The sequence below is a fragment of the Rhodobium orientis genome (assembly GCF_003258835.1).
Classification (GTDB): Bacteria; Pseudomonadota; Alphaproteobacteria; order Rhizobiales; family Rhodobiaceae; genus Rhodobium; species Rhodobium orientis.
In genome coordinates, this window is record NZ_NPEV01000001.1 from 275022 (window position 1) to 297485 (window position 22464).

Below are 22464 nucleotides of genomic sequence, written 5' to 3' on the forward strand. Positions count from 1 at the left end.
AATCGGCGCGCGGCCATGCAGATCGACTGGTGGACGCTCGGGCTTCAGACCGTCAACGCGCTCGTTCTGGTCTGGCTGTTGGCGCGCTTCCTGTTTCGGCCGGTGGCAAACATCCTCTCCGAGCGCCGGGCCGAAGCCGAAAAGACGCTGGACGACGCCGCAGCCGCCAGGAAGGCCGCGGAAAGCGAGCGGGAAAAGGCAAAGGCCGAGGCGGCGAAGACTGCCGCTGGCCGTAGTGCCGTTCTGGATGCGGCTCAGAAGGAGGCCGAAAAGCAGAAGACATCGCTGTTGGCCGCTGCGCGGGCCGACGCCGACAGACTGCGCGACGAGGCGAAAGCGGCGATCGCCGGGGAGCGGCGGGCCGAGGAGAAAAAAATGAGTGCGCGGGCCGGACGGCTGTCGGTCGATATCGCCAAGCGGTTGCTGGAACGCCTTCCGGACGAGGCGCGCATTGCCGGTTTCATCGACGGCCTTGCCGAGGGCGTCGCTGCGCTGCCGGAGGCGGCGCGGGCGGAGCTCGGCGACGGTTCCGGGCCTATGACGCTCGCCGCACCGCGCGCCCTGCAGGATGCCGAAAGGGACGCCTGCAAAAGCGCCCTCCGCAAAGCGCTCGGGCACGACGTCGATATCAAGGTCGCGGTCGATCCCGATCTCATCGCCGGGCTGGAACTCACCGGCCGCCATGCCTCGGTGCGCAACAGCTTCCGGGCTGATCTGGAACACCTTCAAGCGGAGCTGACACGCCATGACGACGCCTGATGCGACCGGCGAAAAATGGCTGGAGCGCCGCCGCGACACCGTGGCCTCGGCGAAGCTCGGGCCGGAGGCGGAGACCGTTGGCCGGGTGGAGAGCGTCGGCGACGGCATCGCCTTCGTTTCCGGCCTGCCGGATGCGCGGCTCGACGAATTGCTGCGTTTCGAGGGCGAGCGCTACGGCTTTGCGCTGACCCTCGACGAGGGCCGGATCGCCGTCGTCATCCTCGACGAGGCGACGGAGATCGAGGCAGGCATGCGGGTGACCGGGACGGGCGAGGTGGTGCGCGTGCCGGTGGGCGAGGGGCTGCTCGGCCGCGTCGTCGACCCGCTCGGCCGGCCGCTCGACAGCGACGCGCCGGTTGCGGCCGCCGAGTGCCATCCGATCGAGCGGCCGGCACCGGCCATCGTCGACCGCGACCTCGTCGCCGCGCCCGTTGAGACCGGCGTCCTCGTCGTCGATGCGCTGTTCGCCCTCGGCCGCGGCCAGCGCGAACTGATCATCGGCGACCGCGCCACCGGCAAGACGGCGCTTGCCGTCGATGCCATCATCAACCAGCGCGACAGCGACATGATCTGCGTCTATGTCGCCGTCGGCCAGCGGGCATCCGCCATCGAGCGGGTGATCGACGCGGTGCGCCAGCACGGCGCGCCGGAGCGCTGCATCTTCGTCGTCGCGCCGGCTGCCGTCGCCCCCGGCCTGCAATGGATCGCGCCCTTTGCCGGCTTTACCATGGCCGAGTATTTCCGCGACCGGGGCGGCCACGCCCTCATCGTCGTCGACGACATGATGAAGCACGCCGCCACCCACCGCGAACTGGCGCTCCTCACCCGCGAGGCGCCCGGACGCGAGGCCTATCCGGGCGACATTTTTTACGTCCATGCGCGCATGCTGGAGCGGGCGGCGAAGCTGTCGGAAAAACTCGGCGGCGGCTCGCTGACGGCGCTGCCGATTGCCGAGACCGATGCCGGCAACCTTTCCGCCTATATCCCGACCAACCTCATCTCCATCACCGACGGCCAGATCGTGCTCGATTCGCGCCTGTTCGCAGCCAATCAGCGGCCGGCCGTCGATGTCGGCCTTTCCGTCAGCCGCGTCGGCGGCAAGGCGCAGAAGCCGGCGCTGCGAGAGGTTTCCGGCCGGGTGCGGCTCGACTACGCCCAGTTCCTGGAACTGGAGATGTTCACCCGCTTCGGCGGCCTGTCGGATACCCGCGTCAAGGCGCAGATCGCCCGCGGCGAGGCCATCCGGGCGCTGCTCACCCAGCCGCGGTTCTCGCCGCTGCGTCTTGCCGACGAGGTGGCGCTGCTCGCTGCCCTTGCCGAGGGCGTCTTCGATGATGTCCCGGCGGGCGTGGTCGAGGCGGTGCGCGGACGGCTTTCCGCCCATCTCGATGCCCAGGCTTCGGGCGCGGTTGCGGCGGTCAGGGAGACGGGCGATCTGACGGCGGAAACGCGGACGGCGCTGGTCGAGGCCGTGAAGGCCCTCGTTGCGGAGGTTGCGGCGAAGGGGCGGGCGTCATGACCGGCCGGCTCAGCGAGGTCGACGAGAGGATCGGCAGCGTCCGGCAACTGAAGGCCGTGATCACCGCCATGCGCGGCATTGCGGCGGCACGGGCGCAGGAGGCCAAGGCCCATCTTGCCGGCATCCGCGCCTACGCGGAAACGGTCGGCGGTGCCATCGGCGAGGCTCTCGCATTGATGCCGGACGTCGACGGACGGATGGCGGGCGAAACGGCCGCTGGGCGGCGGCTGGTGATCGCGCTGTCGTCCGAACAGGGGTTCGTCGGCACCTTCAACGAACGGGTGCTGGATGCCGCCGGGCGGCATCTGAAGGGTGCGGGCGAGGCCGAGCTTTTTCTCGTCGGCGATCGCGGGCTGATGGCGGCGGCGGAGCGCGAACTCAACGTTGCCTGGTCGGCGCCGATGGCCGCCCATGTGGAGGAGGCGCAGGGGCTTGCGAACCGGCTTGCCGATGCCGTCCTCAAGCGGCTGTCGGCGGGCGTCACCGCGGTGACGGTGGTCCATGCCGTTCCCGCCGACGGGGGCGGCGCCTTTGCGCTTGTCGACCGCAGCCTGGTGCCGCTCGATTTCGAGCGGTTCCCGGTGGCAAGCCGGGCCATCCCGCCGCTCGTTACCCAGGACCCCGGCACGCTGATCGCGCAGCTTGCCGACGAATACCTTTTTGCCGAACTGTCAGAGGCGATCATGCTCTCCTTTGCCGCGGAGAACGAGGCGCGGATGCGGGCGATGATCGCCGCGCGCCACAATGTGGACGAGCGGCTCGACGACCTGACCGGCCTCTACCGGCGCCTGCGCCAGGACGAGATCACCGACGAGATCATCGAACTCGCCTCCGGTGCCGACGCGGGAGCCGGCTCCCGCTAGGGGGCTGGTGCAGTGCGGCGAAAAATCACTCTTCAGGAAGGGCCGAATGGCGGCTGCCAGCGGCCGGCGCGGAAACGCCGGTTTTGTGTGCGGCGCGGCATGGGTATCACATTAGGACATGTATGCATAAGTAAATGCTATTTGATATTATAGCAGGGCCGGCACACACTTTGAAAAAACAACAACACCATTCCAGCAGAAGGGTAGAACGTGACGGCCGAACCGACGATTCTGGTGGCCGCCTACGGTGCGTGGGCGAAGGCTGAAAACAATCCCGCAACATTGGCCTTGAGGGCCGTCATGGCCCGCGACTGGGCCGGCATCAACCTCGTTCCGCTCGAGGTGCCGGTGCTGACCGACCGGCTCTTCGACACCATCGAGGCAGCGCTCGCCGAGCATAAGCCCGACGTCTGGCTCGGCATTGGCCTTGCCCCCGGCGCAACGACGATGCGGGCCGAAATGCTCGGCACCAACTGGCGCGATTTCGACGTGCCGGACGCCTCGGGCAACAGCCTCGCCGGCGTGCCGGTCATCGAGGGAGCGCCACCCGCCTACAACGCCACCATCCCGAACCGGCGGATCGTCGAGGCGATGCGGGACGCGGGCATTCCGGCGATCGTCTCTTATGCCGCCGGCAATCACATGTGCAACCAGATGCTGTTCACGGTGAGCCACCTCGTCGCCGAGCGCGGTTTGCCCATGAAATGCGGCTTCCTGCACGTGCCGTTCACGCCGGAACACGTGGCAAAGCAGGGCGACACGCACGATCCGGAGCCGTCTATGGCGCTTTCCATGATGGCGGACGCAGTCTCGATTGCGCTGGGCGAGATCATCGCGGACTGGGATGCCGTGTGATGCATGCCCTGATCGCCTTTGCCGCCACGCCGGCCCGCACCGTCGATCCACCCGATAAAGCGCCACGGCCATGAGCGACCCCATTCTCGAACTGCGCGGGCTCCACAAGCGCTTCGGGACTGCGGTTCCCGCGGACGACTTCTCCATGGACGTGGACCGGGGCGAGTTCTTCACCATGCTCGGCCCCAGCGGGTCCGGCAAATCGACCATCCTCAGGATGATCGCAGGGCTGGAATATCCCGACCGCGGCAGCATCGTCATCAACGGGCGGGACATGACCCGCGTGCCGCCCTGGGACCGCCATCTCGGCATGGTGTTCCAGAACTATGCCATCTTCCCGCACCTGAATGTCGGCGAGAATGTTGCCTACGGCCTGCGCAAGACCGGCTCCTCGAAGGCCGACGCCAGGATCCGGGTGGAGGAACTGCTTTCCCTCGTCGGCCTTGAAGGCTTCGGGAAACGCAATATCGCCCAGCTTTCCGGCGGCGAGCAGCAGCGGGTGGCGATCGCCCGGGCGCTCGCCCCGAACCCGTCGATCCTGCTCCTCGACGAACCGCTGTCGGCGCTCGACGAAAAGATCCGGCGCGAGATGCAGGACGAGTTGCGCAACATCCACCAGCGCACCGGCACCACCTTCATCTACGTCACCCACGACCAGGAAGAGGCGCTGACGATGAGCGACCGGGTCGCGGTCCTCAATGCCGGGGCCTACGTGCAGTGCGACACGCCGAAGGAGATCTTCCGCTATCCGCGGACGCCCTTCGTCGCCCACTTCTTCCGCGGCTGCAACGTGTTGAAGGCCGAATACCACCGCCGCGACGGCAAGGTGGTCGTGTCTCTTGCCGGCGCCGAGGCGGTGGTCGATCCGCGCGGGCGGGACCTGTCCTCCGGGTGCCTTGCGATCCGCGGCGAGACCGTCCATTTCGGCCCGCCTGCCGCAGCCTCCAACATGGCGCTCAACGCCACCATCGAGGCGATCACCTATCGCGGCCTCTACAGCAACTACCATTTGAAGCTTGCCGACGGCCAGACGCTGGAAGCGACGCTTTCCCAGCGCAGCTCGATGGCCGTCGGCGACACCGTCTACATCTCCATTCACGCCGACAATCTCGTCGTGCTTGAGCCGGATTGAGGCCCAGAGACAATGGACCCGGTCCACCCCTTCCCGTGAACCCGTTCCTTCCAAGAGCCAGGGAGTTCATCATGTCAGACTTCAAGCGTTTCACGCCGCATCTCAATCGGCGCTCGTTCCTCAAGACCACCGGCATGGCCGGCGCCGCCGCGCTCGCCGGCAGTTTTTCGCCGTTTTCCGCCCTTGCCGCGGACGGCACTGTGACCATCGCCGATATCGGCGTCGGCGACCCGGGCGGCGACTGGACGAAGTTCAAGGCCGCCACCGGCAAGGACGTCAATCTGGTCTCGATCGGCAATGCGCCGTCGGCCGTCGTCAACCAGTTGCTCGCCGGCGGCGGGCAGAAGACCTTCGATATCATCAACATCGTCGGCGGCATGCAGAAGCCGCTCGCCGAGGCGGACCTGATCGAGGTCATCGACACCTCCAAGATGCCGAACTTCGCCAAGAACACCTATATCGACACCTATCTCGCCGAGGGCTCGCCGGGCTTCGACTTCATCGGCTATGACGGCACGCTCTATGGCGTGCCGACCGTGCTGCAGGCGGATTCCTTCGGCTATCTGCCGGACAAGACCGGCGAGATCGACAGCTACGGCGCGTTCTTCGACCCGAAGTTCAAGGGGTTCGTTGCCCTTGAGGACAACTACACGACGACCGGCCAGAAGACCGCGCTCTACCTGAAGGCCAACAAGCTGGTCGATATCGAGGATCCGGCCGACATGACGCCGGAGGAGCTGAAGAACGTCATCGACTTCCTGATCGAGAAGAAGAAGGAAGGCCAGTTCCGGCTCATCTGGTCGGGCTTCGAGCAGGGCGTCAACCTGCTCACCAGCCAGGAAATCTACGTCATGGACTGCTGGGAGCCGATGGTCTTCGTCGCCCGCGACAAGGGCGTCAACGTCGAATACGCCTCGCCGAAGGAAGGTTATCTGCTCTGGGCGATGGCCGCCTATCTGGTCAACAATCCGGATCGCAGCGACGAGGAGACGGCGGCGGCCTACGACCTCCTCAACTTCATGCTCGGCCCCTGGTACGGCGCCAAGATCACCGGCATGCGCGGCTACATGACCAACCCGATGGCGGCGGAGTATGCGGCCGCCCATCCGGAGGAGTTCTCCAAGGAAGAGGCCGACAAGATCGCGGCCATCGACGCCCGGGTGAAGGACAAGTTCGCCTATGGCGGCACCTGGCAGAACCGCTGGCCGACCCATGTCGAGGCATACGAAGAGGAGTGGCAGCGCTTCAAGGCCGCATAGGCCGGGCTGCGTAACCTCCCGACCTTCAGCATGACGGCATGCCGACAGTGAGGACACCACGATGAAAAGCATCCGTTTCGACGCTCTTCTTCGCGTCCTCGTGCTCGGCCTGCCGCTCCTTCTGGTGGCGATCCTGATCCTTGGCCCGCTGGGGATCATGGTCGCCGTCAGTTTCTGGAAGAAGACGGGATTTGCTATGGTCCCGGATGTCACCTGGCACGCCTATGCGACGTTCCTCTCCGGGGTTCGGATCGAGGTGTTCTGGCGCAGCCTCTGGGTGGCGGTCTCCTCCACCGTGCTGATGCTGCTGATCGCCTATCCGCTCGCCTATATCGTCGCCAAGAAGGTGCGCCCGACGCTGGTCGGCGTGACGTTGTTTCTCTTTTCCGTGCCGTTCCTCGTCAACTTCATCATCCGCACCTTTTCCTGGTCGGACATCCTCGGCCGCAGCGGCTTCGTCAACAGCGCGCTGATGGGGCTCGGGCTCACCGATGCGCCGCTCGACTGGCTGCTCTACAGCGATTTCGCCGTCTATCTGGGGCTGGTCACGGCCTATATGCCGTTCATGATCTTTCCGATCTGGCTGTCGCTTTCCGGCACCGACAAGCGCTACGAGCAGGCGAGCTGGGTGCTCGGCGAGGGACGGCTGATGACGTTCTGGCGGGTGACGCTGCCGCTGTCGCTGCCGGGCGTCTTTGCCGCCGCCATCTTCGGTTTCGTCGGCGCCTTCGGCGAATTCGCCGTCTCCGTCATCCTCGGCGGCACCGGCTACCAGCTTCTCGGCAATTCGATCATCTCCTCGCTTAACGTCATCAACTATCCGCTGGCCTCGGCGATGTCGACATTTGCCGTTCTCGTCATGTTGATCCTTCTGGTGGCGTGGTTCTTCTTCTTCGATTTGCGCCTCTTCCTCGGCAAGATCATGGGGCGCCAATGACGGTTCCCGCCCCCACCTCCGCACAGCGCGCCGCCAACGGCCTCGTCTGGGGGTTCGTCGCCCTGGTGCTCGTCTTCCTCTATGCGCCGATGGTGCCGCCGGTGCTGCGGTCCTTCGCGGGCGCGTCGGTGGAGAATGGTGGCCTGTTCGCCAGCTACCGGGCGATTTTTGACGACCCGCTCCTCATCGGCGGCATCTGGAACACCGTCATGATCGGCGCCATCGTCGCCGTGGTCACGCCGGTGCTGGCGCTGGCGATCGCCCAGGCGCTGCGCGAATGGCAGAAGCCGCGGCTGATCCTCGGCCTCGTCCTGTTGCCGCTGTTCGTGCCCGGCGTCAGCATGGGCGTTGCCATGGCCGTGTTCTTCAAGGTGCTCGGCGTCGAGCCGTCCTTGCTGACCATGAGCGTCGTGCAGATCCTCTGGGCGCTGCCATTCGCGACGCTGGTCATCATGACGGTGATGGCGAGCTTCGATGAGACCTATCTGGAGGCCGCCTATGTGCTCGGCTCCAACCGGTTTGCCGCGTTCTGGAAGGTGGAATTGCCCTGCATCCGGCAGGGGCTGTTCGGGGCGGCGGCGTTCTCGCTGATCCTTTCCTTCAACGAGACCATCCGCACCTCGATCGTCCAGGGCGGCCGCAACACGGTGCAGACCTATCTCTGGTCTCAATATCAACAAGTCGGGCTCAGCCCGGCGCTCTATGCGCTGATGACCTTGCTGATTGTCGCAACGCTCGCTCTTATGGCAGGGATCGTCGTCGTCACGAGGCGGCGCCAACTCCCATAGGGCCATGCGCTACAGACAGATCGAAGCCTTCCGATATGTGATGGTGACCGGCACCACCACCGGCGCCGCCGACGCCATGGCGATCACCCAGCCCGCCGTCAGCCGCCTGATCGCGGACCTGGAGGCCGATCTCGGCTTTCGCCTGTTCAACCGGGTCAAGGGCCGGCTGGCGCCGACCACCGAGGCGCTGCGTTTCTACCAGGGCGTCGAGCAGTTCTATATGGGCCTCGACCATGTGGAGCGGGTGGCGGAACAGATCCGCACCCAGCGCCCGGCCGACCTCAAGGTCTGCGCGACGCCGGCGCTTGCCACCTACATCTTTCCCGAAGCGGTCAAGCGGTTCCGGGTCGACCACCCGGAAGTCAGCCTCGTGATCGAGGGGTTTTCCTCCTCGGAGATCGTCACAAGGCTGCAGACGCACCTGTCGCATCTGGCCGTGACGCTTGCCTTTCCGGAGGTGACCGGCATCGTCCAGGAGCCGCTGATGGAGGCCTCCCATGTCTGCGCGGTGCATGAATCCCATCCGCTGGCCCGGAAGGACGTGGTCACGCCGGAGGATTTCATCGGCGAGGATGTCTTGAGGATTCTGCCGAGCGGCCTCGTCAACTGGAACCGGGTGGCAAAAATCCTGACGGATGCCGGCGTCGACTACGAGCGCGGCATCGGCATCCAGAACTCCCACACCGGCTACGGCCTCGTCGCGGCGGGCCTTGCGATCGCGCTCATCGAGCCCTTCGCCGCGCCGACCTGGCTCAACAACGGCGTCGTCATCCGCCCGTTCGAGCCGAAGGTGACGTTCCAATACGTCATCGCCCACGCCCAGTCGCTGCAGGAAACGGACACCCAGCGGGCATTCGCGGAAATCGTCCGCGGGGTCTGCCGCGGGTTTTGAGGGGTTATCCCGCCGCGGCGCGGGAAAAGGCGGCCTTGGCCTGGTCGGCGATAGTAGCCCAGTCCTTGTCGGCGATCTGCTTTTTCGTGGCGAGCCAGGAGCCGCCGATGGCCGAGACGACCGGCAAGGACAGATAATCCATCATGTTGTCGAGGGTGATGCCGCCGGTGGGCGAGAATTTGAGGCCCTGGCTGGCATAGGGGCCGGCAAGCGCCTTGATCATCGCCGGGCCGCCGGCCTGGGCGGCGGGGAAGAATTTCAGCACCTTGCAGCCGAGTTCCAGCCCCTGCTCGATCTCCGAGGGGGTCATGACGCCCGGCATGAAGAGGCCGCCGGCGTCCTGGAAGTGTTTCACGACCTTCGGGTTGAGGCCCGGCGCGAAGCCGAAGCGGGCGCCGGCGCCGAGCGCCCGGTCGGCCTGTTCGCTCGTCAGCACCGTGCCGGCGCCGAGCATCATGTCCGGGAAGGCCTTGGCGATCCGGCCGATCGCCTCTTCGGCCGCGGCGGTCCGGAAGGTGACCTCGATGATGTCGATGCCGCCCTTCAGGAGCGCTTCGGCGAGGGGTTCGGCGTCGCCTGCGTCCTCGATGACGATGACCGGGATGATGCGCCGTTTCAAAAGCTCTTCGAGCATTTTCTTGTCCTTTGGCCACCGGGGCCGGTGGCACTGCGTTTATCTGTTCGTTTTCAAGCGTGGTCCTGTTTGCATGCCGGTGCCCGTTTTCGGGCCCACGCTTCCTAGCGGTCGACGCGGGCGCCGCCGCCGCCGACCAGTTTTTCGACCTCCTTCAGCGAGGCCATGGTGGTGTCGCCCGGCGTCGTCATGGCGAGCGCGCCGTGGGCGGCGCCGTATTCAACCGCTTTCTGGGGGTCGCCGAAGGTCATCAGCCCGTAGATGAAGCCGGACGCAAAACTGTCGCCGCCGCCGACGCGGTCCATGATCTCAAGTTCGGGCCGGTGGGTGGACGTGTAGAAGGTGCCGTCCATCCAGCACATGGCGCCCCAGTCGTTGACGGTCGCGGTCTTGACGCCGCGCATCGTCGTCGCGGTCGCCTTGAAGTTCGGGTATTCGGCAACGGCCTTTGCGATCATCCGGCCGAAGGCGCCGGTGTCGAGGTCGGTGAGGTTGTCATCTACACCTTCCACCTCAAAGCCGAGGCAGGCTGTAAAATCCTCCTCGTTGCCGATCATCACGTCGACATGGCGGGCGATCTCGCGGTTGATCTCGCGGCACTTGTCGATGCCGCCAAAGCCTTTCCAGAGCGACGGGCGGTAGTTGAGGTCGTAGGAGACGATGGTGCCGTGCTTTTCGGCCGCCTTTGCCGCCTCGATGACGACCGGGCCGGTGGTCTCCGACAGGGCGGCGAAGATGCCGCCGGTGTGGAACCAGCGCACGCCGAGGGTGCCGAAGAGGTGATCCCAGTCGACGTCGCCGGGCTTCAATTGCGAGGCGGCGGTGTTGCCGCGGTCGGAGCAGCCGACGGCGCCGCGGATGCCGAAGCCGCGTTCGGTGAAGTTGAGGCCGTTGCGCACCGACCGGCCGATGCCGTCATAGGGCACCCATTTGATGAGCGAGGTGTCGACGCCGCCCTGGAGGATGAAGTCCTCCATCAGCAGGCCCATTTCATTGTCGGCAAAGGCGGTGACGACGCCGGCGCGCATGCCGAAGCAGCGCCGGAGGCCGCGGGCGACGTTGTACTCGCCGCCGCCTTCCCAGGCGCGGAAGTGGCGCGCGGTGCGGATGCGGCCTTCGCCCGGATCGAGCCGGAGCATGATCTCGCCGAGGGAGACGATGTCGTAGCGGCAGTCCTCTGCCGGGCGGATGCTGAGAGTGCTTTTTTCGGTCATTTGTATTGTCTCGGGTTTTGTTATCGTCCCATCCAGCCGCCGTCGACGGTAAGGATGGCGCCGTTCATGTAGTCGGAAGCGCTTGAGGCGAGGAACACGACGGGGCCGGCAAAATCCTCCGGCTCGCCCCAGCGGCCGGCCGGGATGCGGCCAAGAATCGCCGCGGCGCGGTCGGGGTCGTCCTGCAGGGCCTGGGTGTTGTCGGTGCGGATGTAGCCGGGGGCGATCGCGTTGACGTTGACGCCCTTGGCCGCCCATTCGTTGGCAAGAGCCATGGTGAGCTGGCCGATGGCACCCTTGCTGGCGGCGTAGCCGGGCACGTTGATGCCGCCCTGGAAGGTGAGCAGCGAGGCGGTGAAGATGATCTTGCCGGAGCCGCGCTCCACCATGCCCCGGCCAATCTCGCGCGACAGCACGAACTGGGCGTTGAGGTTGACCTCGATGACCTCGTCCCAGAGCTCATCGGGGTGCTCGGCCGCGGGCGCCCGGCGGATGGTGCCGGCGTTGTTGACGAGGATGTCGATGGCGCCGACGTCGCGCGTCACCTCGTCGGCGAAGGCTGCAAGCGCCTTGCGGTCGGAGAAGTCGCAGGAATAGGCGTGGAAATCGCGGCCGAGGGTGCGCACGGCCTCGCCGACGGCGCTGCCGTCCTTTTCCAGCGAGGCGCTGACGGCGACGATGTCGGCGCCGGCTTCGGCCAGGGCGACGGCCATCGCCTTGCCGATGCCGCGTTTGGCGCCGGTGACCAGCGCCGTCTTGCCGTCGAGGCGAAATCTGTCGAGGACGCTCATATCCGGTTCCCTTTGATGGCGTTCGGGGAAGGGCCGGTGCAGCACGGGTGCCGCACCGGCAGGTCAGCGGAGAGTCAGCGCAAATCGCCGGGCTTCAGGTGGTCCATGTCGGTGTAGTCGACGTTGTCGCCGGCCATCGCCCAGATGAAGGTGTAGGGGCCGGTGCCGGCGCCGGAATGCAGTGACCAGGGCGGCGACAGGGCGCCTTCCTCGTTGGCGATCATCAGGTGGCGGGTGTGCTCGGGCCGGCCCATCAGGTGCACCAGCCGGGCCTCCGGATCCATGTTGATGTAGAAATAGGCCTCCATGCGCCGGTCGTGGCGGTGGCAGGGCATGGTGTTCCAGACCGAGCCGTCCTCCAGGGTGGTGTAGCCGAGGACGAGCTGGCAGCTTTCCATGACCAGTGGGTGGATGAACTGGCGGATGGTGCGCTTGTTGGAAGTCGCCGGATCGCCGAGCTTGACCTCAACGCAATCGGCGACGGTGATGAGGCGGGCCGGGAACTCCTTGTGGGCCGGGGCCGAGGCGAGGTAGTAGCGCCCGCCGCCCTCGAAGGTGACGGCGCCGGTGCCCTTGCCGAGATAGAGCACGTCGCCATTGTTCAGCGTCCAGGTCTCGCCGCCGGCCGAGACGGTGCCGGTGTCGCCGATATTGACGACGCCCATCTCGCGGCGCTCCAGGAAGGTCGCGGTGCGGGTCTCGTCGACGACGTCCAGCACCACCTTGCCGCCGGCCGGCAGGGCGCCGCCGACCGTCATGCGGTCATAGTGGGTGTAGACGAGGTTGACCTCGCCGTCCTTGAAGAGGCCGGAGACGAGGAAATGCCGGCGCAGGTCCTCCGTGCCCATCGTCTCGGCGTGCTCGTAATGGACCGCGTGGCGGGTTTCGACGTTTGCCATCGTTCATCTCCTTCATTCGTTCGTCTCTTGCGGCGGCCGACCACTGGGAGGGGGGATGGTCGGCCGCCGGCTTGTCGCGGGTCTGAGTCTCCGGTGTTCCGGCTTCCGCGATTGAATTCTTCGTTCAGGCCTTTTGCCTGTATTCCTAACGTTTCAGCGCCCTCATCTGCTCCATCACCCCCGGGGCGAGGAGCGTTCAGAGAAAATCGTCGCGCCGCGGCATGAAGCAGTCGATCAGCCGGCCGGCCTCCAGGCAGGTGCAGCCATGGACGGCGCCGGACGGGATGACGAAGCTGTCGCCTTTCGTCACCTCGAACGCCTCGCCGTCGACGGAGAAGGCGAAGCGGCCGTCCTCCACATAGGTCGACTGGACGTGCGGGTGGCTGTGGGCCTCGCCGATGCCGCCCTCCTCGAAGGTGAAGGCGACGACCATCAGCGCTTCGCTTTCCGACAGCACCTGGCGGGTGACGCCGGGGCCGGAGGGCTCTTTTTCTCTGGGGTTCACGAATGCCACTGCCAGTTTTTTCCTAGTGGAACAGCGAGGGCAGCCACAGCGACAGCGCCGGGATGTAGGTGACCAGCATCAGGGTGAAGATGCCGGCGATGTAGAACGGCCAGATCGTCCTGACCACGTCCCAGACCGGCATCTTGCCGACGGCGCAGCCGACGAAGAGCACCGTGCCGACGGGCGGGGTGCACAGGCCAATGCCGAGGTTGAGGACGAGGATGATGCCGAACTGCACCGGGTCGACATTGAACTCCATCGCCACCGGCAGGAAGATCGGCGTGGTGATGACGATCAGCGGCGACATGTCCATGAACGAGCCGAGGATGAGGAGCAGCACGTTGATCAGGAGCAGGATGACGATCGGGCTGTCGGAGAGGTCGCGCATGAACTCCACGAGCTGGGTCGGGATCCTGAGGAAGGCGAGGAGCCAGCCGAAGGCGGCGGCGCAGCCGATCACCATCAGCACCATGGCGGTGGTGCGCACCGCGTCCGAGACCGCCAGCCGGAACTGCTCGAAATCCATCGTCCGGTAGAGGAAGAAGATCGCGAACATGGCGTAGACGACGGCGATGCACGAGCTTTCCGAGGCGGTGAAGACGCCGGACCTGACGCCGCCGAAGATGATGGCGACGAGGACGAGACCGGGCGTTGCCGACAAAAGCAGGGTGCCGACCGCGCGCATGCCCGGGAACGGCTCCAGCGGATAGCCGCGCTTCCGGGCGACCAGCCAGGCGGCGACCATCAGCGACAGCGCCAGCACGAGGCCCGGGATGATGCCGGCGGTGAACAGGTCGGCGATGGAGATGCGGCCGCCGCCGGCGATCGAATAGATGATGAGATTGTGGGACGGCGGCAGCATCAGGGCGATGATGGAGCTGACGACGGTGATGTTGACGGCGTAGTCGGCGTCGTAGCCGCGCTCCTTCATCTGCGGAACCATCAGGCCGCCGATGGCCGAGGCGTCGGCGGCGGCGGAGCCGGAAATGCCGCCGAACAGCACCGAGGCGAGGATGTTGACCTGGCCGAGGCCGCCGCGGAAATGGCCGACCGCGGCGCCGGCGAGCGCCACCAGGCGGCGCGCGATGTCGCCGCGCACCATCAGATTGCCGGCGAAAATGAAGAACGGGATCGCCATCAGCGCAAAGATGCTGACGCCGGAATTGAGGCGCTGGAACACGACCACGGGCGGCAGGCCGAGATAGGCGATGGTGGCAAACGACGAGACGCCGAGGCAGAAGGCGATCGGCGTTCCGATCAGAAGCAGAAAAACGAAGGTCCCGAAAAGGATCCAGTATTCCATGATCAGCGATCCTCATCCGGGAGTTCGACTTCGCCGAAGCGGGCGGTCACGAGGCCGGCGGCGCGGCGGGCGAGCCGTTCCAGCGAAAACAGCACGAGGAGCACGCCGCCGCAGATCAGGGCGAGGAAGGCGGTGGCGCCGGACCAGCCGACATTCGGGATGGTGGTCGACCAGGTGGCCTCGGCGAGCTGGATGCCGTAGCCGATCATGCCGGCGCCGAAGGCGACCACGACGATATCGGAAACGGTGTGGAGCACGCGCTTCACCCTGTCGGGCAGCAGGTAGAGGAAGACATCGAAGGACAGGTGATACCCTTCCCGGATACCGACCGCGGCGCCGAGGAAGATGAACCAGCCCATGATCAGGACCGACACGCTCTCGGTCCAGGTCGGCGTGTCATTGAGGACGAAGCGGCCGAACACCTGCCAGGCGATGAACGCGGTCATCAGGACGAGGCCGATGCCGGAAAGCGCAAGGGCAATGCGGGCCAGGACGGCCATCACCCGCGTCAGTATCAGGAAGAAAGTTGTCACGATTCACCACCGACCGGGCGTCTTTGCTGGGAGCCCGGCCCCCGCGAAAGGGGCCGGGCCGTGAGCGATGTGGGCGTGCCTATTCGGTCGCCTGGATGCGTTCCACGAGGTCCTTCAGCTTGTCGGAGGTGACGAACTCTTCGTAGACCGGCTTCATGGCCTCGATGAACGGCGTCTTGTCGATGTCGGTGACGATGTTGACGCCGGCCTTCTTGACCTTCGCCTCGGAGGCGGCTTCGCGGTCGGCCCAGAGCTTGCGCATGTGGGGCACGGATTCCTTGGCGGCTTCGCGCACGGCGGCCTGGTCTTCGGCCGAGAGCTTGTCCCAGCTCTTCTTCGACATGACGAGCACTTCCGGCACGATCAGGTGCTGGTCGAGCGTGTAGTACGGCGCGACCTCGAAGTGACCGGAGGATTCAAAGGACGGCCAGTTGTTCTCCGCACCGTCGATGACGCCGGTCTGGATCGAGGAGTAGACCTCGCCATAGGGCATCGGCGTGGCGTTGGCGCCGAGCGCATCGACCATCTTGACGAAGACGTCCGACTGCATGACGCGGAACTTCATGCCTTTCAGATCGTCCATGCTCTTGATCGGCTTTTCGCTGTTGTAGAACGAGCGCGCGCCGGCATCGTAGAACGCCAGACCGACCAGGTCGTGGGCTTCGAAGGCCTTCAGGATGTCTTCGCCGATCAGCCCGTCCATGACCTTGTGCATGTGGTCGATGGAGCGGAAGATGTAGGGCAGCGACGGGATCTTGGTCTCTTCGATGATGTTGTTGAACGGCCCAAGCGAGACGCGGTTGAAGTCGATGACGCCGAACTGCGTCTGCTCGATGGTGTCCTTTTCCTCGCCGAGCTGGGCGGAGTGGAAGACCTCGACGCCGAGGCGGCCGTCGGTCTTTTCCTCAAGCAGCTTGCCCATGTACTTGACGGCCTCGACGGTCGGATAGCCGTCGGGGTGGGTGTCGGACGAGCGCAGCATGGTCTCGGCGGCATTGGCCGCGAGCGCGGTGGATGCGAGCATCGCCGCGGCGATCGTTATCGTTTTGAAGAGTCGCATTTTATTTCCTCCTAGTGAGCCTTTGCGGCTGGGGTGCAGGCAAGGTATCCCGATACGGCCCGACCTGCGGCCTGTTGCGCCCATCGGGGCGTCGTAGGGCTTCCTCCCTCCTGATCCGGGCCGTGGGCCCGCCCTGGCACGACGCGGGATGCGGCGGCGAAGGCGTCCGGAGCAGGGAGCAGGAAGGGGAAGGGGGGCGAAGCGTCTCGTCGGGACGGCCTCGAAGACCGGCAAGTCGCGCCGAATGCCGGTCGTCTCTTCAGCCCGCCACCGTGCGGGCATGCGGGGCTTTTCGACACCAAAGGCTGCGCCTCTCGGCTTTTTCGTTCCACGAGCTCCTCCCTAAAAAGCTCACGGTCAATAAGGGTAGCCGAACCGTTGATATTCTAATATGCTAGTCGGCATTCGGAGTCAATCCGGTATCGTGCACGCCGCGCCGGGACAGTCGTCGCGGAGATGCTAAAAGGTGGCGTGAAGGGAATCGGTTCGGCGTGCGGTGCGGCGGGACACCGGCGCGACCGGTTCGAGATTGCGGGGATGTGATGTGATTGAAGGGCTGAAATCGCTGACGTTCGATCAGACGCGGCCTCCCTCGGTCACCGACCAGGTGTACGAGGAGCTCTATGTGCGGATCATGAAGCTGGTGCTGCCGCCGGGGGCGAAGCTCTCGGAGGCCGAGGTCGCCGGCCAGATGGGCGTCAGCCGGCAGCCGGTGCGCGATGCGTTCTACCGGCTCTCCCAGGTCAAGCTCCTGATGATCCGACCGCAGCGGGCGACCGTCGTCACGCCGATCTCGATCGAGGCGGTCTATGAGGCGATCTTCGTGCGCACGGCGCTGGAGATGGAGACGACGCGGGCGGCGATCCCCAATCTCGACACGGCGCGGCTCGGCGCCCTGGAGGAGCTTCTGGAGCGCCAGCGCAAGGCCGTGGAGGCCGACGACCGCGAGGGCTTCCACATGTATGATGACCGGTTCCACTTCGAGATCTGCGAGGCGGCCGGCCATGCCCATGTCTGGACGCTGATCCAGAACCACAAGGCGCATATGGACCGCATCCGCTACCTGTCGCTGGAAAACGGCGCCGGCTTTGCGCTGGAAGAGCACCTGCGCATCTTCGACCGGCTCGCTGCCCGCGACGAGGCAGGCGCGCTCGACGAGATGCGCCAGCACCTGCAGCGCATCGGCACCCAGCTCGAAGGCATCCGCTCGGCCCATGCGGAGTGTTTCGACCTGGAGCCGTCGTGAACCACCGGCCGGCGGCCTGACGTTCGGTCGCCGTGCGCCGCGGAATGCCGATGTTGTGCGGGCCGCCATCACAGCACCGCCCCAACCGACCACGGGGCGAATTCCTCGTTGCCGTAGTCGTTCTCTTCGCTTTTCGTCGCCGTGCCGGAGGCGGTGGCGATCACCGCATCGAGGATGGTCCTGCCCATCGTCTCGACGGTCTCGGTGCCGTCGAGGATGAGGCCGGCATTGATGTCCATGTCGTCGGGCATGCGCTCATAGAGCGCGCTCGTCGTTGCCAGCTTCAGCGTCGGCACGGGCTTCGATCCGAAGGCCGAGCCGCGACCGGTGGTGAAGCAGACGATGTTGGCGCCGCCGGCGATCAGCCCCGTCACGGAGGAGGGGTCGTAGCCGGGCGTGTCCATGAAGGAAAAGCCCCTGGCCGTGATCGGCGCGCCGTAGTCGGCGACGCCATTGAGGGGCGTCGTGCCGCCCTTGGCGACAGCGCCGAGCGATTTTTCGAGGATCGTCGTCAGCCCGCCCGCCTTGTTGCCGGCAGACGGGTTGTTGTCGAGGCTGGCGCCGCGCTTTTCGGCATAATCCTGCCACCAGGCGACGCGTTCCTTGAGGGTTTTCGCGACCTCCGGTCTTGCCGCGCGGGCGATCAGCAGATGCTCGGCGCCGAAGATCTCCGGCGTCTCGGCCAGCACTGCTGACCCGCCCATGCCGACGAGGAGGTCGGCGGCGCGGCCGAGGGCGGGATTGGCGGTGATGCCCGACCAGGCGTCCGAGCCGCCGCATTCCAGGCCGAGGATCAGTTCGCTCACAGGGATCGGCTCGCGCTGCCACCGGTTCGCCGCCGGCAGCATCTCGCGGATGATGGCGATGCCTTGCTCGATGGTCTTTTTCGTGCCGCCCATGTCCTGGATGACGAGATAGCGGGCGTTGGCGTCCTCCGGCAGGCCGTAATTGCCGGCGACGGCGCCGACGGCGTTGGATTCGCACCCCAAGCCGACGACGAGGAAGCCGGCGACGTTGGGGTGGCGGGCGTAGCCGGCGATGACGCGCTGCAGATGGGGATCGGCGATGCAGCCGAAATCGTGGGTGAGGGCGACGACGCCGTCGACATTGGGGTAGTCGGCAAGCGGGTCGCCCAATGCCGGGTGGGCCCGATACGCATCGGCGATGCCGCGGCAGACGGTGGCCGAGCAATTGACCGTGGACAGCACAAGCAGATAGTTGCGGGTGCCGGCGCGGCCGTCGGCGCGGCGATAGCCATCGAAGGTCGGCACGGGACCGGCGGGCGCCTCGACGGTCGAGGTCGCTCCGCCCGAGGCGTGGCGCTCGAAGTCGTGGACTTCCACATTGTGGGTGTGGACGTGGGTTCCGGCCGCGATGTCCGCTGAGGCAAAGCCGATGGTCTGATTGTATTTTGTGACCGTCTCGCCGGCCGCCATCGCTTTTGACGCTAGCTTGTGGCCCTGCGGAATGTCCTCCCCGAGGGTAACCACCCCGTGCGGCGTCTCCACCGTCTCGCCGGCCGCCAGATCGGCAACGGCGATCATCACCGTGTCGGCCGGGTGGAGGGCGATCGCCCGTGCGGCGGGAGGGGTTTCGGCCATCGGCGTGGCGCTCACCAGTTATACATGGTGCCGTCCTGAAGACGGTTCATCGGCAGGTAGGCGCGGCTGTAGGGGTATTTGGCGGCAAGCTCCTCGTCGATGTCGACGCCGTGGCCGGGGGTGTCGCCCGGGTGCAGATAGCCGTCCTCGAACCAGTAGGAATGGGGGAAGACGGCGTCTGTCTCCGGTGTATGCGTCATATATTCTTGGATGCCGAAATTCGGCACCCAGGTGTCGAAATGGAGGGCCGCGCCCATGCACACCGGGGAGAGGTCCGTGGCGCCGTGGCAGCCGGTGCGCACATGGTGGATGTCGGCAAGGGTGGCAATCCGCCGAAGGTGGGTGATGCCGCCGGCATGGACGACCGTTGCGCGGATATAGTCGATCAGGCCTTCCTCAATGAGGGTCTGGCACTGCCACAGCGTGTTGAAGATCTCGCCGATGGCGATCGGCGTCACCGTGTGCTGGCGGATGGTGCGGAACGCGGCCTGGTTTTCCGCCGGCACCACGTCCTCCATCCAGAACAGGCGATAGGGCTCCAGCGACTTGCCGAGGCGGGCCGCCTCGATCGGCGTCAGCCGGTGGTGGGCGTCGTGGAGAAGGTGCGGCCCGAACCCGAATTTGTCGCGCAGGCGCTCGAAGAGCTGCGGCACGTGGTCGAGATATTTTTCGCTCGACCAGAGATTCTCCGTCGGCAGGTCCGCGTCGGCCGGCTCATAGAACATCTTGTCCTTGGAGACGCCGTAGGTGGAGGGCAGGCCGGGAATGCCGCACTGGGCGCGTACGGCCTTGTAGCCGAGGTCCAGGAACTTGGCGACCTCATCCACCGTCTCGGAAATGTCGGCGCCGTTGGCGTGGCCGTAGACCATGACGCCGTTCCGGCTCTTGCCGCCGAGGAGCTGGTAGAGCGGCATGCCGGCGGCCTTGGCCTTGATGTCCCACAGCGCGGTGTCGACGGCGGCGATGGCGCTCATCGTCACCGGGCCGCCGCGCCAGTAGGCGCCGCGATAGAGATACTGCCAGATGTCCTCGACCTGCTGCGGGTCGCGACCGATCAGGCAGGGAATGACGTGGTCGGTGAGATAGGAGGCGACGGCCAGCTCGCGGCCGTTGAGGGTGGCATCGCCAAGGCCGGTGAGGCCTTCGTCGGTCTCGATCTTCAAGGTGACGAAGTTGCGGCCCGGACAGGTGACGATGACCTTGGCGGAACGGATTTTCATTTTCTTGTCCTTGGCTCCTTCGCCTCACGGGGCTTTTCGTCCCGTCTCGGCCGTCTGTCGGCGGGTGTCCCGACACAGTTTGCCGTGCGACATTCTTTCGCTCGGCCGGCCGGTTTCCTTCCCGCCGCTCCTGGCCCAACTCCCGGGCGCTACACCGGAAAACTCCCAGCCCGAGGCCTGTCAAAAATTGGCCTGACCACTTGACCACCAGAGCATCTGACCATAGGATTCCGGGAACGTCAAGACAGGGAAAAGGAGCCGCGCCAGGCATGCCGGTCGAGCCGATCAAACCCCGCCGCCTCTACCAGGAAGTTGCCGACCAGCTTTCCCGGCTGATCGCCGGCGGCGAGTTCAAGCCGGGATCGCGGCTGCCGTCCGAGCGCGACCTTGCGCAGAGCCTGCAGGTGAGCCGGCCGACGATCCGCGAGGCGATGATCGCGCTGGAGATCGCCGGGGCCATCGAGATCCGCACCGGCAGCGGCGTCTTCGTGCGCGACCCGGCCCAGTCGGCGGCCGAGGCCGATATCGGTCCCGGTCCGTTCGAACTCATGGAGGCGCGCATCCATATCGAGGGCGAGGCCGCGGCGATCGCCGCGGAACGGCTGACCGACCTCGACCGCACGGCGCTCGAAAAGGCGCTCCACGAGATGGAGCGGCTGGCCGAGCGCCAGCAGTCGATCGAGGAGGCCGACCGGGAATTCCACCAGATCATCGGCCGGGCGACCCGAAACAGCGCCATGGCGGCGGCCGTCGACCAGCTCTGGGCGTTCCGCGCCCGCATGCCGATGTGGGGCAAGCTCCACGAGCTGATCGGCGAGATCAAGAAACACCGGGACTGGAACGACGACCTCAGCGCGGTCACCGACCACCGCGCCATCATCGAGGCGTTCGACACGGGCGACCCGCAAAAGGCCCGCGCGGCCATGCAGGCGCACCTCAGGCGGGTCAGCGACGTGCTCATGACCGCCTCGGAACTCGACCTCATTCAACTCAACGATAAGGCTGCCCCGGCGGCCAGGGAGTAGCGCCATGTCCACAGAGCTTCTCGTCCACGAAGACCGGCTGTTTCCGTCCGATCCCGGGGTGCGGGCGCTGGCGCGCGATCTCTATGCGGGCGTCAGGGACCTGCCGCTGATCTCGCCGCACGGCCACACCAACCCGGCCTGGTTTGCGGAGAACGAGGCGTTCCCCGATCCGGCGACCCTCTTCATCCAGCCAGATCACTACCTGTTCCGAATGCTCTACAGCCAGGGCTACCGGCTGGAGGATCTTGGCATTCCGCGGCTCGATGGCGGTGCGGTGGAGACCGATACGCGCAAGATCTGGCGCATCTTCGCCGACAACTATTTTCTGTTCCGCGGCACGCCCTCGCGGATGTGGTTCGACCACGCGCTTTCCTTCGTCTTCGGCATCGACAAGGGGCTGTCGCCGGAGACGGCGGACGAGATCTACGACACCGTCGAGGAGAAGCTGGCAAAGCCGGAATTCCGGCCGCGGGCGCTGTTCGACCGGTTCAATATCGAGGTCATCGCGACGACCGAACCGCCGAACGACGATCTCCGCCACCACGATGCGATCAAGGCGAGCGACTGGGGCGGGCGGGTCATCACCGCGTTCCGGCCCGATCCGGTGGTCGATCCGGAGTTTGCCGGCTTTGCCGACAATGTGGGGAAACTCGGCGCGCTCACCGGCGAGAACACCCGGACCTGGCCCGGCTACCTCGCCGCATTGCGCCAACGTCGCGCCTATTTCATGGAGCGCGGCGCGACCTCGACCGACCACGGCCATCCGAGCGCACTGACGGCCGACCTTTCGAAGGCCGATTGCGAGGTGCTGTTCGCAAAGGTGCTGACCCGCGACCACACGGCGGCCGAGGCGGAGATCTTCCGGGCCCAGATGCTGACGGAAATGGCGGCGATGAGCCTCGACGACGGGCTCGTCCTGCAGATCCACCCGGGCAGCCTCAGGAACCACAACAAGACCCTGTTCGAAACCTTCGGCCGCGATATGGGCGCCGACATTCCGATGCAGACCGACTACGTCAATGCGCTGAAGCCGCTGCTCGACCGGTTCGGCAACGAGCCGGGCCTTTCGATCATCCTCTTCACCCTCGACGAGACCGCCTACAGCCGCGAACTGGCGACGCTTGCCGGCCACTATCCGACCGTCAAGCTCGGGCCGGCCTGGTGGTTCTACGACAGCCCGGAGGGCATGCTGCGCTACCGCCGCGCGGTGACGGAGACCGCCGGCTTCTACAACACCGTCGGCTTCAACGACGACACCCGCGCCTTCCTGTCGATCCCTGCGCGCCACGACGTTGCCCGCCGCATCGACTGCCGGTTCCTTGCCGAACTCGTCGCCGAACACCGGCTCGGCGAGGCGGAGGCCGCCGAGGTCGCCCACGACCTCGCCTACCGGCTGGCGAAATCCGCCTACAAGCTCTGAGGCGACGCC

General features: G+C 66.1%; 22 protein-coding genes. 12 read left to right on the plus strand and 10 right to left on the minus strand.

Going from position 1 to position 22464, the window contains the following annotated elements; translation table 11 throughout:
* Positions 1–15 precede the first annotated feature (15 nt).
* The 9 genes from CH339_RS01295 to CH339_RS01335 all read left to right on the plus strand — a co-directional run bounded on the left by CH339_RS01295 (position 16) and on the right by CH339_RS01335 (position 9004).
* Entirely contained in the window at positions 16–759 is a 744-nt protein-coding gene (locus CH339_RS01295) for a F0F1 ATP synthase subunit delta (protein WP_111432444.1), read from the plus strand.
* A complete protein-coding gene (locus tag CH339_RS01300) occupies positions 746–2278 on the plus strand; it encodes a F0F1 ATP synthase subunit alpha (RefSeq protein ID WP_111432445.1) in 1533 nt (510 codons plus the stop codon). Before CH339_RS01295 ends, CH339_RS01300 begins: the two co-directional genes overlap by 14 nt.
* Positions 2275–3141, plus strand: a complete 867-nt coding sequence (locus tag CH339_RS01305) for a F0F1 ATP synthase subunit gamma (RefSeq protein WP_111432446.1) — start codon at positions 2275–2277, stop codon at positions 3139–3141. Before CH339_RS01300 ends, CH339_RS01305 begins: the two co-directional genes overlap by 4 nt.
* Positions 3142–3351: 210 nt before the next feature.
* Complete coding sequence (locus CH339_RS01310) at positions 3352–3996, plus strand: pyroglutamyl-peptidase I (protein WP_111432447.1); 645 nt, start codon at positions 3352–3354, stop codon at positions 3994–3996.
* A gap of 70 nt (positions 3997–4066) precedes the next feature.
* A complete protein-coding gene (locus tag CH339_RS01315; protein ID WP_111432448.1) occupies positions 4067–5128 on the plus strand; it encodes an ABC transporter ATP-binding protein in 1062 nt (353 codons plus the stop codon).
* A 71-nt stretch (positions 5129–5199) separates the two neighbouring features.
* Entirely contained in the window at positions 5200–6387 is a 1188-nt protein-coding gene (locus CH339_RS01320) for an ABC transporter substrate-binding protein (protein ID WP_111432504.1), read from the plus strand.
* Between the two features lie 61 nt (positions 6388–6448).
* On the plus strand, positions 6449–7324 hold the full coding sequence (locus CH339_RS01325; RefSeq protein ID WP_111432449.1) for an ABC transporter permease: 876 nt from the start codon (positions 6449–6451) through the stop codon (positions 7322–7324).
* The gene (locus CH339_RS01330; RefSeq protein WP_111432450.1) at positions 7321–8112 is read left to right on the plus strand and encodes an ABC transporter permease; all 792 of its coding nucleotides are present in this window, start codon (positions 7321–7323) and stop codon (positions 8110–8112) included. The genes CH339_RS01325 and CH339_RS01330 overlap by 4 nt, the downstream gene beginning before the upstream one ends.
* 4 nt (positions 8113–8116) lie before the next feature.
* Positions 8117–9004, plus strand: coding sequence for a LysR family transcriptional regulator (locus CH339_RS01335; protein ID WP_111432451.1), 888 nt, complete (start codon positions 8117–8119; stop codon positions 9002–9004).
* Positions 9005–9008: 4 nt separating this feature from the next.
* Here the strand turns inward: CH339_RS01335 and CH339_RS01340 are convergent, their stop codons facing one another.
* The 8 genes from CH339_RS01340 to CH339_RS01375 all read right to left on the minus strand — a co-directional run bounded on the left by CH339_RS01340 (position 9009) and on the right by CH339_RS01375 (position 15943).
* Complete coding sequence (locus tag CH339_RS01340) at positions 9009–9638, minus strand: bifunctional 4-hydroxy-2-oxoglutarate aldolase/2-dehydro-3-deoxy-phosphogluconate aldolase (RefSeq protein WP_111432452.1); 630 nt, start codon at positions 9636–9638, stop codon at positions 9009–9011.
* Between the two features lie 104 nt (positions 9639–9742).
* Positions 9743–10852: a sugar kinase gene (locus tag CH339_RS01345; protein ID WP_111432453.1), complete on the minus strand. Its 1110-nt coding sequence runs from the start codon at positions 10850–10852 to the stop codon at positions 9743–9745.
* Positions 10853–10872: 20 nt separating this feature from the next.
* Positions 10873–11643, minus strand: a complete 771-nt coding sequence (locus CH339_RS01350) for an SDR family oxidoreductase (RefSeq protein WP_111432454.1) — start codon at positions 11641–11643, stop codon at positions 10873–10875.
* 74 nt (positions 11644–11717) lie between these two features.
* A complete protein-coding gene (kduI, locus tag CH339_RS01355; protein WP_111432455.1) occupies positions 11718–12542 on the minus strand; it encodes a 5-dehydro-4-deoxy-D-glucuronate isomerase in 825 nt (274 codons plus the stop codon).
* Between the two features lie 196 nt (positions 12543–12738).
* Positions 12739–13056, minus strand: a complete 318-nt coding sequence (locus CH339_RS01360; RefSeq protein WP_245408088.1) for a cupin domain-containing protein — start codon at positions 13054–13056, stop codon at positions 12739–12741.
* Between the two features lie 13 nt (positions 13057–13069).
* Entirely contained in the window at positions 13070–14350 is a 1281-nt protein-coding gene (locus tag CH339_RS01365) for a TRAP transporter large permease (RefSeq protein WP_111432456.1), read from the minus strand.
* A 2-nt stretch (positions 14351–14352) separates the two neighbouring features.
* Positions 14353–14850 (minus strand): TRAP transporter small permease, encoded by a 498-nt coding sequence (locus CH339_RS01370; protein WP_111432457.1) that lies wholly within the window; start codon positions 14848–14850, stop codon positions 14353–14355.
* A 112-nt stretch (positions 14851–14962) separates the two neighbouring features.
* On the minus strand, positions 14963–15943 hold the full coding sequence (locus CH339_RS01375; protein WP_111432458.1) for a TRAP transporter substrate-binding protein: 981 nt from the start codon (positions 15941–15943) through the stop codon (positions 14963–14965).
* A gap of 544 nt (positions 15944–16487) precedes the next feature.
* Between CH339_RS01375 and CH339_RS01380 the strand changes: the two genes are divergently transcribed.
* The gene (locus CH339_RS01380) at positions 16488–17189 is read left to right on the plus strand and encodes a GntR family transcriptional regulator (RefSeq protein ID WP_245408089.1); all 702 of its coding nucleotides are present in this window, start codon (positions 16488–16490) and stop codon (positions 17187–17189) included.
* A 68-nt stretch (positions 17190–17257) separates the two neighbouring features.
* Here CH339_RS01380 and CH339_RS01385 read toward each other — a convergent pair whose 3' ends face one another.
* Positions 17258–18790 (minus strand): UxaA family hydrolase, encoded by a 1533-nt coding sequence (locus CH339_RS01385; protein ID WP_111432459.1) that lies wholly within the window; start codon positions 18788–18790, stop codon positions 17258–17260.
* Positions 18791–18801: 11 nt separating this feature from the next.
* Positions 18802–20010: a D-mannonate dehydratase ManD gene (gene manD / locus CH339_RS01390; protein ID WP_111432460.1), complete on the minus strand. Its 1209-nt coding sequence runs from the start codon at positions 20008–20010 to the stop codon at positions 18802–18804.
* 269 nt (positions 20011–20279) lie between these two features.
* Between manD and CH339_RS01395 the strand changes: the two genes are divergently transcribed.
* Together CH339_RS01395 and uxaC are read left to right on the plus strand one after the other, a co-directional pair.
* On the plus strand, positions 20280–21035 hold the full coding sequence (locus CH339_RS01395; protein WP_111432461.1) for a FadR/GntR family transcriptional regulator: 756 nt from the start codon (positions 20280–20282) through the stop codon (positions 21033–21035).
* A 4-nt stretch (positions 21036–21039) separates the two neighbouring features.
* Positions 21040–22455: a glucuronate isomerase gene (uxaC, locus tag CH339_RS01400; protein WP_111432462.1), complete on the plus strand. Its 1416-nt coding sequence runs from the start codon at positions 21040–21042 to the stop codon at positions 22453–22455.
* The last annotated feature ends 9 nt before the right edge of the window (positions 22456–22464 follow it).

Bases quoted from the DNA above. Each gene is read 5' to 3' on its own strand.
- CH339_RS01295 (WP_111432444.1), top strand. From the start codon at position 16: ATGCAGATCGACTGGTGGACGCTCGGGCTTCAGACCGTCAACGCGCTC.
- CH339_RS01315 (WP_111432448.1), top strand. From the start codon at position 4,067: ATGAGCGACCCCATTCTCGAACTGCGCGGGCTCCACAAGCGCTTCGGG.
- CH339_RS01320 (WP_111432504.1), top strand. From the start codon at position 5,200: ATGTCAGACTTCAAGCGTTTCACGCCGCATCTCAATCGGCGCTCGTTC.
- CH339_RS01330 (WP_111432450.1), top strand. From the start codon at position 7,321: ATGACGGTTCCCGCCCCCACCTCCGCACAGCGCGCCGCCAACGGCCTC.
- CH339_RS01345 (WP_111432453.1), bottom strand. From the start codon at position 10,852: ATGACCGAAAAAAGCACTCTCAGCATCCGCCCGGCAGAGGACTGCCGC.
- kduI (WP_111432455.1), bottom strand. From the start codon at position 12,542: ATGGCAAACGTCGAAACCCGCCACGCGGTCCATTACGAGCACGCCGAG.
- CH339_RS01325 (WP_111432449.1), top strand. From the start codon at position 6,449: ATGAAAAGCATCCGTTTCGACGCTCTTCTTCGCGTCCTCGTGCTCGGC.
- CH339_RS01300 (WP_111432445.1), top strand. From the start codon at position 746: ATGACGACGCCTGATGCGACCGGCGAAAAATGGCTGGAGCGCCGCCGC.
- manD (WP_111432460.1), bottom strand. From the start codon at position 20,010: ATGAAAATCCGTTCCGCCAAGGTCATCGTCACCTGTCCGGGCCGCAAC.
- CH339_RS01365 (WP_111432456.1), bottom strand. From the start codon at position 14,350: ATGGAATACTGGATCCTTTTCGGGACCTTCGTTTTTCTGCTTCTGATC.
- CH339_RS01305 (WP_111432446.1), top strand. From the start codon at position 2,275: ATGACCGGCCGGCTCAGCGAGGTCGACGAGAGGATCGGCAGCGTCCGG.
- CH339_RS01350 (WP_111432454.1), bottom strand. From the start codon at position 11,643: ATGAGCGTCCTCGACAGATTTCGCCTCGACGGCAAGACGGCGCTGGTC.
- CH339_RS01340 (WP_111432452.1), bottom strand. From the start codon at position 9,638: ATGCTCGAAGAGCTTTTGAAACGGCGCATCATCCCGGTCATCGTCATC.
- CH339_RS01335 (WP_111432451.1), top strand. From the start codon at position 8,117: ATGCGCTACAGACAGATCGAAGCCTTCCGATATGTGATGGTGACCGGC.
- CH339_RS01395 (WP_111432461.1), top strand. From the start codon at position 20,280: ATGCCGGTCGAGCCGATCAAACCCCGCCGCCTCTACCAGGAAGTTGCC.
- uxaC (WP_111432462.1), top strand. From the start codon at position 21,040: ATGTCCACAGAGCTTCTCGTCCACGAAGACCGGCTGTTTCCGTCCGAT.
- CH339_RS01375 (WP_111432458.1), bottom strand. From the start codon at position 15,943: ATGCGACTCTTCAAAACGATAACGATCGCCGCGGCGATGCTCGCATCC.
- CH339_RS01385 (WP_111432459.1), bottom strand. From the start codon at position 18,790: ATGGCCGAAACCCCTCCCGCCGCACGGGCGATCGCCCTCCACCCGGCC.
- CH339_RS01370 (WP_111432457.1), bottom strand. From the start codon at position 14,850: ATGGCCGTCCTGGCCCGCATTGCCCTTGCGCTTTCCGGCATCGGCCTC.